General features: G+C 61.2%; 9 protein-coding genes and 1 pseudogene. All 10 read right to left on the minus strand.

The window, feature by feature from the left end; genetic code table 11:
* Window positions 1-15 precede the first annotated feature (15 nt).
* The gene (locus ACWTU8_RS11485; protein ID WP_029353536.1) at window positions 16-276 is read right to left on the minus strand and encodes an acyl carrier protein; all 261 of its coding nucleotides are present in this window, start codon (window positions 274-276) and stop codon (window positions 16-18) included.
* Window positions 277-293: 17 nt separating this feature from the next.
* A complete protein-coding gene (gene asnB / locus ACWTU8_RS11490; RefSeq protein WP_455848160.1) occupies window positions 294-2,231 on the minus strand; it encodes an asparagine synthase (glutamine-hydrolyzing) in 1,938 nt (645 codons plus the stop codon).
* 556 nt (window positions 2,232-2,787) lie between these two features.
* On the minus strand, window positions 2,788-4,167 hold the full coding sequence (locus ACWTU8_RS11495) for a virulence factor family protein (protein ID WP_455848161.1): 1,380 nt from the start codon (window positions 4,165-4,167) through the stop codon (window positions 2,788-2,790).
* A complete protein-coding gene (gene mprF, locus ACWTU8_RS11500; protein WP_455848162.1) occupies window positions 4,164-6,773 on the minus strand; it encodes a bifunctional lysylphosphatidylglycerol flippase/synthetase MprF in 2,610 nt (869 codons plus the stop codon). The genes ACWTU8_RS11495 and mprF overlap by 4 nt, the downstream gene beginning before the upstream one ends.
* Window positions 6,774-6,802: 29 nt before the next feature.
* Window positions 6,803-7,072: a hypothetical protein gene (locus ACWTU8_RS11505; RefSeq protein ID WP_455848163.1), complete on the minus strand. Its 270-nt coding sequence runs from the start codon at window positions 7,070-7,072 to the stop codon at window positions 6,803-6,805.
* Between the two features lie 266 nt (window positions 7,073-7,338).
* Window positions 7,339-8,811, minus strand: a complete 1,473-nt coding sequence (locus ACWTU8_RS11510) for a trypsin-like peptidase domain-containing protein (RefSeq protein ID WP_455848164.1) — start codon at window positions 8,809-8,811, stop codon at window positions 7,339-7,341.
* 146 nt (window positions 8,812-8,957) lie between these two features.
* Window positions 8,958-10,025, minus strand: a complete 1,068-nt coding sequence (locus ACWTU8_RS11515) for a sensor histidine kinase (protein WP_455848439.1) — start codon at window positions 10,023-10,025, stop codon at window positions 8,958-8,960.
* Entirely contained in the window at window positions 10,025-10,462 is a 438-nt protein-coding gene (locus tag ACWTU8_RS11520) for a response regulator (protein ID WP_029353524.1), read from the minus strand. Before ACWTU8_RS11520 ends, ACWTU8_RS11515 begins: the two co-directional genes overlap by 1 nt.
* Window positions 10,422-11,954: a sensor histidine kinase gene (locus tag ACWTU8_RS11525; RefSeq protein ID WP_455848165.1), complete on the minus strand. Its 1,533-nt coding sequence runs from the start codon at window positions 11,952-11,954 to the stop codon at window positions 10,422-10,424. The genes ACWTU8_RS11520 and ACWTU8_RS11525 overlap by 41 nt, the downstream gene beginning before the upstream one ends.
* Window positions 11,955-12,054: 100 nt before the next feature.
* Window positions 12,055-13,334: pseudogene (locus ACWTU8_RS11530) on the minus strand (MFS transporter).
* Window positions 13,335-13,540 lie beyond the last annotated feature (206 nt).

The following is a 13,540-nucleotide window of genomic DNA, read 5'->3' on the forward strand; positions in this document are numbered from 1 at the left end:
CCTCGCCGCGGGCACCTACGCTGCCAGCGCCTTTGCTCTCGCACTGATGAAGGATGAGAGACGTTCAATCGAATCCAGATTGGCCGGTACGACGTCGGAATCGACCATCGCTATGCCGAAATCGTCTTCGATGAATGCCACCAATTCCAGCACGGCGGTCGAGTCGATGATGTCGTTCTCGATCAGCGAGTCTGTATCTGCAAGCTGGTATGACGTGTCGCCGAACAGGAAGTTGTCGACGATAAAAGTTCTGACCTTGTCCTTGATTGTAACCATTTTCTTTCCTTCCATCCTCAGGCTGCTCGTGCCGCACCGACCTCTTGGCCGGTGAAATTTTTCTGCCACAGCTGCGTCGACAAAATGCCGACGAAGGCCGCGTTGTCGCGAAACCCAGATACTGGCTGCGTGCGGCATTTCTCATGAAGATTTGCCACCGCCTTGGCGTTGAATAGTCCGCCGGCAGCGATGCTCGCTTCGCTCAAGCAGTCGCGTACGTAATCCAGTTCTCCGGCTCCAACAAAGGAGCTGGCGTCCGGGGCTCGGTAAGGTTGTTTGGTGCGCTCCCGGATCGCCGTCGGAAGGAGGTGCTTGGCTGCCTTGCGAAGTATGTGCTTTTCCACCAATCCCTTCAGCTTCATCTCCGGCGGTAGTCTTGCCGCGAATGCCACCAAACGAGGATCGAGGAAAGGGAAACGTCCTTCGATTCCATGCGCCATCGCCATGCGATCGCCTTGGCTGGAGAGTATATAACCCGGCAGGAGGAAGCGGGTTTCGAGATATTGTGCCTGATGCAGTGGATGCCACAGGGAAAATGCTTGGGGCAGCTGGCTGACAAGGTCCTCAGCCGCGTCATAGCCCTTCAACGTCGCACGCAGGTCGCCGGAAAAGAAAATCTTCGCCGCCGCCGTGGTCTTGAAGCGCGGCCGATGGGAGAACAGCGGATCGTCGAGCGCAGTGTTACCGGCGCCGAAGAACGCAGCCAGGTACTCCACTGACTGCTGCTGCAGACCCGGCAGATAGGGATAAAGCCTGCGGAACAGCTGTGGCCTCATGCGCGATGCCGGCTGCCGCCCGCAGAACCGGCGAACACGCGCTTCCTTGAAGACATCGTAGCCTGCGAAGACCTCGTCGGCGCCCTCGCCAGTCAGCACCACTTTCAGGCCGGCCTGGCGAACTAGGCCGGATAATTGATAGAGGGGGGCCGGGGCCGTGCGGATGATCGGCCGCTCGGCAAAGCGGATGACTTCAGGGAAGACACCGGCGATATCGCCGGCACGGCAGGCAATGGTTCGATGATGGGTGCCAAGTGCTGAAGCCATCTCGGTCTGGAAGGCGCTTTCGTCGTGCTCGGCGCTGTCGAACGTCACGGAAAATGTCTGCAGCTTGAGAGGAGTCATGCCGGCGGCAAGCGCCGAGACAAGGGACGAATCGAGCCCGCCCGAAAGATAAGAACCGACCGGCACGTCGGCGCGCATGCGAAGCCTCACCGCATCGGTTAAAAGGGCCTGCAGCTCCTCGGCCGCATCGTCCTCGTTCGTGACCGTCGACGGCGCATCCCGATGCGGATAGTCGAGGTGCCAATAGCGTTTGACCGTGACTTGCCCCTGAGTCGCGATCATCATGCTTGCCGGCTCCAGCTCGTGGATATTGCGGAAAGCCGTGCGCGGAGCGATCGGCGCCCACAGCGTAAAGATCTGGTCGAGTGCAATCGGATCGATTTCGGCTGAGACGCCGGGGACCTTCATAAGGGCCTTGATTTCCGATGCGAAGTAAAACACGCCGTCCTTGTTCGTGTAGAACAGCGGCCGGACACCCATCCGGTCTCGTGCAAGCACCATACGCCGACGCCTGTTATCCCATATCGCGAAGGCGAAATCGCCGTTCAGAAGCGGCAGGCAGTCTTCGCCCATCTCGTCATACAGGTGCAGGATGACCTCAGTGTCGCTCGACGTACGGAAGCGCCGGCCCTTGGCTATCAGCCCTTCGCGCAGTTCCAGGTAGTTGAAAATCTCGCCGTTGAACGCAATGGTCAAGTTGCCCGATACATCGGACATCGGCTGCTGGCCATCACCGATCCCGATTACAGATAGTCGCGCATGCCCGAGGCCAGCGTCGGGTGTTACAAATTTCCCTTGCTCATCCGGCCCGCGATGGGCGATCGCAGCTATCATGCGCGCAAGCAAAGCTTCCGCATCCCGGATCGAACCGAAATAGCCCCCGAATCCGCACATTACCTAAGACTCATATATCAGCGAGGTACGAAACATAACCTCAATAGTTTCCTCAAGCGTTAACCGGATAACCTCAACTAACACATGGTTAACAATAATTAAAAAACAAAGGTATTTTTTTATATTTATTATATCATCCAGATGGAGAAGTATATTTCAACGCTAAACGCAACTTTTGTTCGAGCAACGGCGGCGCAGTCGCGTTGCCGCCCATGGCCGGCTCAGTGGGTCCGTCACAGATCGCTTGTTCGCTCGATGGATTTTGCAATCCCAAGCCGCCCCGATCTAACCCGACAAAAAGTGCGGAAACTAAAAAGCGCTTAGTTTGCCTCGAAGTCAGCGAGCGCATCCACCGGATGACAAATCCTCGCAGTGTATTTCTTCACGGAGTATACTCGACATGGCCGTTGATTTGTCGCAATCATCCCCTGTCGAGCCGCGACCAAGCGCCGGCACTTGCACAAGACAACACACATACGGGGAGGTTCGCGAAAGTGATCTCGACAGGGTCGCCGGCTGGAGCCGCATCACCAGGCGGTTCCGCGCGGGAGCGCACTCACTTCGCCGCCGCGAGTCGCCGGTCCAGCGCGTCGAGCACCCGACGCGTCAGGGCCGGATAGTCGCCATCGAAATGGTGACCTCCATTGATAGCGATCACACCGATGCCCAAGGATTTCAGCGCCGGACAGGCATCGTCCTCTTCCTCCGTGCCATAGATGCACTGTACGAGCGACGGATCGATCGCCTTGATGTCGTCGACCGGGTCGCCGGCGCTCCCCTCGCCTTCAGCGCCGAGCCAGCCGAGGACGGAAATCTTGTAGTCAGCCTGATGCGATAGCGCCATGAGCGTGACTTGGCGCACTACAGTGCGGGTCGCGGGCGGAAGCAGATTGTAGGTGCGCGGCAGGACATCGGCGCCGAAGGAATATCCGATCAGCAGCACGCTGCGGACATTCCAGCGCTTTCGATAATAGCTGATGATCCGGGCGAGATCGTCGGCGGTCGCCTGCGGCTGGCGCTCGGACCAGAAATAGCGGAGCGAATCGATCCCGACCACCGGCACACCCTGCTGCTGCAGGGCATTGCCGACCTCCCTGTCGATATCGCGCCAGCCACCATCGCCGGAATAGATCACGGCCATGGTGTCGCGTGACGGTTTCGCGTCGAGGACGGTGAGCGGCAGACCGAACGGGTTGTCCGTTTCGTCGCCCTCCTGCAGATATTCCGAGAGTGCGCCGGACAGGGCGGCATAGGCGTCGTCCTCCGTGTCCGTGGTTTCGATGTCCGGGTGCTTGTCCACCAGCGCGGCGACATGTTGACGCCCCTCGGCGGACGCCGCGGGTGAGAACGTGACGCTGACCGGGTCCGGCAAGGGGCCGTCCGTCAAGCCATAGACCATACGGCCGCTCTTCGTCTCCTTCTCGGCCGGCGTGCAGAGCTGCTTGGTCAAGGCAATGCCCTCTTCGGGATCGACTGCGAGGGTCTTGCCGATCGTTGCGGCGGGAGATTGGGCGGCGATCGCCAGCGCCATAGCACCGCCGGCGCCGACCCCGGCGACGACCGGCGGCCGGTAGGCACCGCTAGCGGCGGCGCGTTGAACCTGCTGGCTCAAGGATTCGATATCCGAGACCGTGTAAATGCAATCTCCGTCGTCCTTGGCGAGCGCGGCCAGATAGGCCTTGAGATCGATGCCTACGACGATTGCATAATCGCCAGAAAGCGAGTGCGCAATAGCATCTTCCTTTTCCGTCCAGCCGTCCGCGCCGGAAAGCAGCACGACGAGCCCGGATGCGTCCTGCTTCGGCAACAATATATGTGGCGACGGGATCATGCCGGTGTCGAATCTCGCCTCTTCGGCCGCTGAGGGGAGGCTTGCCGCCGCAGCTATCAGCGTCGCCAAGGCAGCGCCTTTCCAGATCCTTGCTATGCGGGTCATTTCTTGATCACTCCCTTGATGCCGCCGCCGATCAGGAACGTCGCATCCATGAGCGCGAGGATGGGACTGAGACCGCCGCTCGCCGCCAGATAGCGCGGCTGCCAGTGCGGGTGGAACTTCGACTTGAAGGCGCGCAGACCTTTGAAGTTGTAGAAGCGCTCGCCGTGCTCGTAGAAGGTCCGGCCGGCGCGATCCCAGACCGGCGCCGTGCTGCGGGAGGACATGCCGGAAAGCGGCGCCATGCCGAGATTGAAGCGCCGGTAGCCTTGCGCCTTGAGGTATTCCATCAGTTGCGCGAACAGGAAGTCCATAGCCCCCTTCGGCGCCTCCGGCGAAAAACGCATGAGGTCGACCGAGCCCTCCTCCCTCGTGCGCGTGAGGAGGATGTTAGCGAATGCGACGATGCGCCCCTTGCATTTAAGGATCGCAACCGGCTGCGTTACGAGATATTGCGGATCGAAGGCGCCGAGCGAAAAGCCCTTCTCCCGCGCATTGTGATGGGCAAGCCAGGCATCGGAGATGGCGGCGAGTTCCGGCAGGATGGCCGGCACGTGCGCGGGGTCCACCACCGAGAACTCCAGACCATCGCGCTGGCCGCGGCCCACCTGGTGGCGCAAGGTCGCCCATTTGCCGCCCTTCATCTCGAAGCGCGTGAGATCGACCTCTGCAAGCTCACCGAGGCGGAAGGCCCTCAAGCCTGCATCGGCGTAATAGGCAAGCCCGCGCGGAGAAACCTGGTAGAAGACTGCCCGGCAGCCATTGGATCGTGCCGTCTCGATGAACTGCCAGATGAGGTCCGGCCAGGCCTCCACCGGACCAACAGGATCGAAAAGCGCGACCCAGGAGCGCCCCCAGCGGCCGTACATGATGAAGGCGCGGCCGTCGGCAGAGAACATGATGCTCTTGTCACCCATGCGCACGAGATTGGCGTCTGACATGTCCTGCGTCTCGAGGATGGCGATCGCCCGCTCCATATCCTCATTGGAGGCCGGCGCGATAGCAGTCGCGGCTGGACGCATCAGACTCCAGATCGCCACCGCGCTCGCGCCGATCGTCACTCCGAGCAGCGCACGAAGACCCCGCGGCGCCTCCGCCGAGAATTCGAACTGCCACCAGAGCTCGTGGCTGTATTCGACATTGCGATAGACGAACAGCAGGACGACGAAGGCGCCGAGGCAGACAACGCCGAGTGCCGTCAGCCAAGGTACGGTCAGGGCCTGACCGAAGAGCGAGGCTCGACGAACGAAAAGGCGCCGGCTTGCCAGCAGGCCGACGAGGAAGAAGGCAAGCATGCCGGCCTCCACGAGCGCCACCGCCTTCAGCAGCGAAAGCATGAGTGCCGCGGCCGCGAGCACGACCGATCCCCACCAAGCCCCGTCGAGGCGCAGCGCCAGGCCACGCGCGACGATGAAGAGCGCGAGGCCCAAAATGCTCGCGAGGAAGTGCGCGCCTTCGATGATGGGGAGCGAGACGTAATTCGCGAGGAAGGCGAGATTCTCGTCCGGTGTCGGCGTCACGCTGGAAAGCACCAGCATGAGAGAGAGGACGAGCGCGAGTGTGGCGAGCAGAAGCGGCGTCATTCGACCGCCGGCACGGCGGATGCTCGAAGCCACCGGATGGCCGGCGAGCTGGCGAAGCTCCATGCCGATGATCACGACGATGGCGATCAGCAGCGGCAGCACATGATAGATGACGCGATAGAGGACGAGCGCGCCAAGGATCGCGTCGACATCGGCCGCATGCCCAAGCGTCGCGACGATCACGGTCTCGAAAACACCGAGCCCGGCAGGCACGTGGCTGAGCACGCCGAGCCCGACGGCGATGGAGTAAATGGCAAGAAAAGCCGGCCAGCCGATCGTTCCGGTCGGCAGGAGCACGTAGAGAACCGTGGCGGATGCCGCGAGATCGAGCGCCGTCACCAGGAACTGACGCGACGATGTCCTGGAATCCGGTAGACGCAGAGTGAAGCGACCAATGCTCACCTCATGGCCGCTGCGCCCGGCTATCTGGACCGCGAGCAGGCCGGCAAGCACGATGCCGGCTATCGTGCGCAGCCAGAACGCATCGAGGCCGGTGAGCGGCGCGACGTATTCGCCGACGGCAAGCAGGCTCAGACAAGCGACGGCCGCGAGGCCCAGCCCGAAGGCGAGTGTCACGAACGCGATAACGCGGGCAATGTCGTCAGGCTCGAGGCCGAGCCGTGAATAGGATCGATATCGGATCGCGCCGCCGCTCAACGGCCCGAAGCCCGCGGTGTTGCCGACCGCATAGGCGCAGGCGGCCGTCAGCGCGACATCGGCATAGGGGAGCTTGCGCCGAACATAGTCGAGGGCGCCGACGTCGTAGAAGGTCAGCGCCAGGAAACTCAAGCCGGTGAACAGAATGGCCGCAACCACTGAACGCCAGCTCGTATCGGCTAGTGCCGAGACGACGTCGTCATATCGGACCTCTGCCGTCAGATGGAAGATCGCGGCTCCGAAGAGCGCGATCACGACGAGCGTGCCGATGGCGGAGAGATAGTGTTGGTTGCGCCTCAGGAACAGCTGCCTCCCGGTTCCAGTCAACCGAACCTGATTTGCTTCAGCCCTGCTCGAAAAAAACGTCATGAATAGTCCTCGTCTCGCTATCCTTGGTTTTACCGCGTCGCTTGGGTGACGAGTTGCCTCTCGGATCGAGCATTGAACAGCCGTTTGACGCCCTCGGCGAGCTTCCCGAGGGCCCCCGCCAGATGATTTGCTACCGCCGGACGGCTGTGTCGAACCCTGTGCACCTGAGCCCTGCGGATCGGTTCTGGCGTCTTCGCCGGTGGCGAGAAGTACCGGCACCTTGGTGCGAGCGGCGCGATCGCTATTCCGCCGAGCATCGAGCCGAGAGCGACCATGGCGATGACAACACGGCTATTCATTACATGCACTCCGCTTTCCGGGAGCGAGGCATGAGGAGATCATGCTCATTCCCTTCTATGATAAGGACCCGGTTCCATGAATTCGGAGGCTCGCGCCGAGCCCGCAAAGCTGTGGACACCGCTGCATCTCAGAAGAACTGGGTCGGCAGATCGAGGGGCTACGTGCAGCCCGCATGTTGCGGGCTGCAGATCCTGGAGTCCCTCCAATCCAAGACAACCAACGAGCCCCCGGGTTCGGGCCCGTTAGGGATCAGCCAGCGACTGGCTTATGCGTGGTCGAGAGGCAGTGCGACGAAACGGGTGGTGTCGCCCGACTGGACCCGCACAAGCGCAGCAGACTTGCCTTCCTTCCGGAGCGACATCAGGTCCTGGCGGAAATCCTTGGCATTCGACACCGCCTTGCCGCCGACGTCGAGGATGATGTCGCCGGCGGAGAGACCATGCTGCGCGGCCTCGCCATTCGGATCGACGGCGACGACGACCATGCCTTTTTGGCCGGGACCGGCCACCTTGCTTGCCGGAGCAATCAGAAGACCGAGACTCTGCTCGTTGGGCGGTACGCTGCCGCTGTCGTTTGCCGCGACGACCTCAGGAGGACGATCGGCGGGCATCGTGCCGAGTGTCAGCGAGATGTCCTGCACTGCGCCATTGCGGAGCACGCTCAAAGTCGCTGAACTGCCTGGCGCCATCCTTCCGATCTTCTGCGCCAGTTCACGCGGATCGTTGATCGCGGTGCCGTCGACGGCGGTGATGACATCGCCCGGCTTGACACCGGCCTTCGCCGCCGGCCCGTTCGGCTCGGCCTCGTCGATGAGCGCGCCCTTCGCCTGTTTCAGCCCGAGGCTGTCGGCGATATCCGGGGTGATCTGCTGTTGCTGGATGCCGAGCCAGCCGCGGGTGATATAGCCCTTGTCCTTTAATTCGGCGATCACGGCTTTTGCCGTATCGGCCGGAATGTCGAAGCCGATGCCGACCGAACCTCCAGAGGGCGAGAAGATCGCCGTGTTGACACCGATCACATCGCCATTGACATCGAAGGCAGGCCCGCCCGAATTGCCGCGATTGATCGGCGCATCGATCTGGATGAAATCGTCATAGGGACCGGCGCCGATATCGCGCCCCTCGGCGGAAACAATGCCGGCGGTGACCGTGCCGCCGAGGCCATAGGGGTTGCCGATCGCGATCACCCAGTTGCCGACACGCGGCCGCTCGTCGGCAAATTTGACATGCGGAAAATCGCTGCCGTCGACCTTGATCAGGGCAAGGTCGGTCTTCGGATCGGTGCCGACGACCTTTGCGCTGTAATTCTGCCCGTCATTGGTCGTGACCTCGACCAATTTGGCATGATCGACGACATGGTTGTTGGTCACGGCATAGCCGTCCGCCGAGATGAGGAAGCCGGAGCCCTGGCCGATCATCACTCCGCTTCCGCCACCGCTATCGGGAGAACCGTCTTGACCCTCGTCTGCAGTCTGTTGCGTTCCGTCGAGTTCCACCCGCACGGAAATGACCGCAGGCTTCACCCGCGCAACAATATCGGCAAAATCGCCCGGCTCAGCCGCGGCTGGTGGTGTCGCCGCCTGCGCCGCAGCATTCCAGCCCGGCGCATTAGCACGGTGTAGCGCGACGGGTTCCATCACGATCGCCGCGAGACTCAGTACGGAGACGGACGAAAGGGCTGCCAGAGCCGCCGTCAAGCGGCGAGCCCGCGAGTTCTTGGTTTTTACAGATCTGGCCATGACATGTTTCCTTCTAGTAAGTCGAAGTTGCCGATCGCGGCTATCAAAGGTGATGCACACGGTGTGCCAGATACTAGAGATTGATTTTTCGTGATATTTTCCGACTGATGGGCGATTAGCAGTGGATATCAACCACTCGGATGTGGCTAATCCACCACTTGTGTGGCCTCGGCTCCGGGAAAATCGACAACGACCCGGGTGCCACGGTCGCTTGCGTGGACGGTGACAACGGCTCCGAGCTTCACCGCCATCGCCTCGATGATAAGTTGTCCAAGCCCTGTGGAACCCTCTGCGGAACGTGATCGGGTACCTATTCCATCATCCTCTACGCAAAGGCGAATGTCGCTTCCGGACGGCGCATGCAGAGCCACGCGAACGGGACCCTTCCCGGAGGGGTACGCGTGTTTCATCACGTTGATGATCAATTCGGTAACAATAACGCCCACCGCTACGGCACGGTCCGGGTCAACCGCGACCGGATCGGCCGCAAGCGAGAGCCACCCGTTGCCGGCGGCAGCGGAGGCGCCAATATCTGCGACGAGCGCGTGGAGATGGCTGTCAAGTGCGACTGTGCGCACATCGTCTGACGTATAGAGGCGTTTGTGCACCTGGGCGATGGCAAGCACACGGCCATAGGCGGAGGCGAGAGCGCCCTTTACGTGCGCATCGTGGCTCATGTCGCTTTGCATCAGGAGGAAGGAAGAGACAAGTTGCAGACTGTTGCCGACCCGATGGTTCACTTCGCGAAGCAGCAAGGCTCTTTCGGCCGCGAGTGCCTCAAACCGGTCACGGGTGGCGCGGACCTCCGCTTCCGCCTCCTCCTTTTCGCGCTGCAGCTTCGCCTGAGCCAGGGCGCCCTCGATTGCTACCCGCAATAGCGCGAGAAACTCGCCACCGACATCCTTGATGACGTAGTCTGCCGCGCCTGCCTTCAGCGCCGCGATCGCCACCCGCCCCTCCTCCGAGCCGGTCACATAGACCACCGGCGGCGCATCGGGATCAGCGCGGATGGAGGCGAGCGTCTGAAGCCCATCCTGGCCCGGCATGTAATGATCGAGCGCCACGACATCTATGCCGCCTGCGCGCAAGCGGCGAAGCCCCTCCTCTCCTGTCGCTGCGAGCTGAACGCTATAACCGTGCCGCTCGAACTCCTTGCTGACCAGGCGCCGAAGGGCGGGATCGTCGTCTATATAAAGGAGCCGGATCGGCGCCATCACGAATTCTCTGCCACTTGGATAACCGAGAAGAAGAGCCCCAATTGCCGGATGGAATGGGCGAAGCTTTCATATTCGACCGGCTTGGTAATGTAGACGTTGCAGCCAAGATCATAGCACCGCCTAATCTCGTCCTGATCGTCCGTCGTTGTCAAAATCACCACGGGCGAACGCTTCAGATGCTCGTCTGCTTTGATGCGTTTCAGAATGTCAACGCCCGACATATCCGGCAGGTTGAGGTCGAGCAGTATGAGCAGTGCCCGGCCGGCGTGCGTGCTGCCCGCGCCATTTCCACCGAACAGATAGGCAATCGCGCTCGTGCCGTCGCGGAACGCGACAATGTCGTTGCGTACGCCGGCCCGTCTAATATTTTTCTCGATAAGGCGCGCGTGGCCCTCATCGTCCTCGATCATCACAATCGTGACATGGGTAGTCATTGGTTTTCTCCGGCAAATTGCCCGACGCGTGGCGCGGCAGCGTCACCGCGAAGGTGCTCCCCCGACCAGCATCGGAACGGACGGTAATGGCGCCGCCGAGGCGACGGACAAGAGTTCGTACATATGTGAGGCCAATCCCCTCCCCCGGACGGTCCTGAGGGCCCGAGCGGCGGAATATCTCGAAGATACGTTCGCGGTCCTTGGGATCGATGCCGCGTCCGTTGTCATTCATCTCGTAGACGACCTCCGACGCCGTCGCTCGACCGGTCACACGGATCTCGCCCGGCGTGTCGTCGCGCAGGTACTTCAAGGCGTTCTCCAGGAGATTGGCGAAGATCTGCTCGAGAGCAAGGCGGTCGCCGACGCATGGCGGCAAGGGCTCGATCGTGATCGAAGCGCCGGCCTCCTGTGCCTGATAACTGAACCCATCGGCCGCTGCACGGGCGAGCTCCGTCATGTCGATTTGTTCCAGACGGAGCTCGCGGCGGCCTTCGCGGGTGAGCTTGAGAATGGCCTTGATGAGCCGGTCCATGCGCGTGATCGAGCTTTTGATAAACCCCAGCGCTTCAGCAAATTCCAACGCAAGCCGCTCATCCGGCTCCGAATCGACTTCAAGGCGCGCCCTGAGCAAGGAAATGCGTCCGAAGAGCTCCTTGCGCAGCACTTCCAGCTCACCCGTAAAGCCCATGATGTTGACGAGCGGCGAGCGTAAGTCGTGGCTGACGATATGGGCGAAGTGCTGGATTTCCTTGTTGGCTTCCCGCAGTTCGGCAGTGCGTTTCGCAACCGTTGCCTCGAGAGACTCGTTTGCCTGTTCCAGCGCTCTCTGGGCGGTCTTCAGCCGGCTCGTCGAGTGACGCACCAGGGCAACCGAGGTCGCCGCCAGGGCAATGATTAGGGAGGCTCCGAAAAGGCTAGCGACCAGGAGCAGGTGAGCGGTGCTCTGCGAAGCGCCGATCGCTTGGGAAAGCAACTGCTGTTCGTGCCGGACAAGTTGCGCAATATTTGTCCGAATGTCCTCGGCTCGTGACTGCACCAGCGCATCACCTCTAAGAGAGGGGGAACGCTCGAGTTCGCCGCTTTCCCGTTTGGCAACGGCCTCTTCGAGAAGAGCGACTTCCGCCGTTACGGCCGCGTCAAGCTTTGCGACAAGCGGCAGACGGCTTTCCTCCCCCACGTTACCAGATAGTGCCGCCTTGGCTTCAGCCAGTGCAATTTTCACCGCCTCCACGTCTGCGAGAAAGGCGTCACGATAACGTTCAGCTCCGGTAAGCAGCAATCCGCGCTGATCGCTTTCGGCCCGCCAGATCTGACCCTGCAAATCAAGAAGTTTTTCCTTGGCGTTGAGGGTCCAGATCACCTGCCTGGAATCACCGCGCGACTGGGCCACCAACCATACGGATGTTCCGCTGATCATCACAAGGATCGCGAAGCCGAGCGCGAGAAGGAAGGGTTGGCGGGCGGCGAGAGAAGGAGAAGATCTCGACATCATGTTCCCACTTCAAATCCGCGCGATTGCAAGCTGCCATGGCTCACTGTTGATCGAGGTCGGGCATTACGCACAGCAAACATGTTCCACAAAGGTTCCACGATCAGGACGACGTGACGGGGTCTCTTTCCAACCGGCTGCTATCCCCGCTCCTATTATCGTCTTGCGCTCTTCCGAATTCGACTCCTTTCGCCTCCACACCGAAGCCGGCCAGAAGCACCACAGCGACGGCGACGACGCCGACAACCATGGCAAGGGCGAAAGCATAGTCACCGTTGTAGTGCTCGGCGAGCCCAGCCTGCAGAGTTGCATTGGCGGAGGCGAGGAGGTTGCCTAGTTGATAGGTGAAGCCCGGGAACGTGCCGCGGATTTCGTCGGGCGACAGTTCGTTAAGGTGCGCGGGGATGATGCCCCATGCGCCCTGGACAGCGAACTGCATGAGGAACGCGCCGAGCGCCAGCAGCAGCGGACCGGATGAGTACACCCAAAGCGGAATAACGGGAATGGCAAGTAGGGCTGCGAGCACGATAGCGCGCCGGCGGCCGATCCTTTCCGACAAGAGGCCGAAGGTGATGCCGCCAAAGATCGCGCCGACATTGTAAACCACGGCGATTGCTCCAACGGTCGTCGTTGAGAACTTTTGCTGCACCTCGAGGAAGGTTGGATAGAGATCCTGCGTGCCGTGGCTAAAGAAGTTGAAGGCTGTCATCAGGAGAATCGTATAGATCGCCAAACCCCCGTGCCGCCGCAGTGTGCGCCACAAGGCGCTCCGATCGGGCTTTTGGCGGCGCGCCAGGAAGACGGGCGATTCGTCGATATTCGAGCGGACATAGAACACGATGAGCGCAGGCAGCGCGCCGATCATGAACATACCCCGCCAACCGACCAGCGGAAAAAGCAGGTAGAAGGCAAGAGAGGCCGGAGATAGCCCGCCGGGTAGCCGGCCTGTAGGAGCCCGGAAACGAGGCCGCGAGTCTTCGGCGGGATCGTCTCCATCGTCAACGACGCCCCAACGCCCCATTCACCGCCCATCGCGATGCCATAGAGCGCTCGCAGAATGATGAGCATGGTCAAGGTCGGTGCGAAGCCGGACGCGAATTCAAGGGCCGAATAGAGGAGGATGTTGACCATCAGTACCGGCCGGCGGCCAAAGCGGTCGGCAGCGTAGCCGAAGATGAGCGCTCCCAAGGGGCGCATGGCCAGCGTCAGCGTGAGAGCGATGGTGACCCGTTCAATGTCTGTCCCGAATTCCTCAGCCACATATTTCATGACAAAGACAAGGATGAAGAAGTCGAATGCGTCGAGCATCCAACCAAGAAAACTCGCGACGACGGCGTTGCGCTGCGGCGAGGTCAGTGAGCGCAGATCTGATAGTATTGGCATGTTTTCCTCCTGGTTAGGCGGTTCGCGGCGGCACTGAGTTGGTGCGGTGTCGCTGCGATCATGTGCGCAGACCCAGCGCGCCGGTTTGTCCAGGATGATGGCGCGCATCTTTTTTGCCTCATTAACACTGCCGCCGTGGACCAGGATCACCAATCAAGGAACGGGCCAACAGCCCGATTGGGGCTTTCGATCAGCTTTCCAAGGAA

This window comes from Mesorhizobium sp. BHbdii (assembly GCF_053848045.1).

Excerpts from the sequence above, each read along its gene's own strand:
- ACWTU8_RS11505 (WP_455848163.1), bottom strand. The coding sequence starts at position 7,072 with ATGAATAGCCGTGTTGTCATCGCCATGGTCGCTCTCGGCTCGATGCTC.
- ACWTU8_RS11510 (WP_455848164.1), bottom strand. The coding sequence starts at position 8,811 with ATGGCCAGATCTGTAAAAACCAAGAACTCGCGGGCTCGCCGCTTGACG.
- ACWTU8_RS11520 (WP_029353524.1), bottom strand. The coding sequence starts at position 10,462 with ATGACTACCCATGTCACGATTGTGATGATCGAGGACGATGAGGGCCAC.
- mprF (WP_455848162.1), bottom strand. The coding sequence starts at position 6,773 with ATGACGTTTTTTTCGAGCAGGGCTGAAGCAAATCAGGTTCGGTTGACT.
- ACWTU8_RS11495 (WP_455848161.1), bottom strand. The coding sequence starts at position 4,167 with ATGACCCGCATAGCAAGGATCTGGAAAGGCGCTGCCTTGGCGACGCTG.
- asnB (WP_455848160.1), bottom strand. The coding sequence starts at position 2,231 with ATGTGCGGATTCGGGGGCTATTTCGGTTCGATCCGGGATGCGGAAGCT.
- ACWTU8_RS11525 (WP_455848165.1), bottom strand. The coding sequence starts at position 11,954 with ATGATGTCGAGATCTTCTCCTTCTCTCGCCGCCCGCCAACCCTTCCTT.
- ACWTU8_RS11485 (WP_029353536.1), bottom strand. The coding sequence starts at position 276 with ATGGTTACAATCAAGGACAAGGTCAGAACTTTTATCGTCGACAACTTC.
- ACWTU8_RS11515 (WP_455848439.1), bottom strand. The coding sequence starts at position 10,025 with ATGGCGCCGATCCGGCTCCTTTATATAGACGACGATCCCGCCCTTCGG.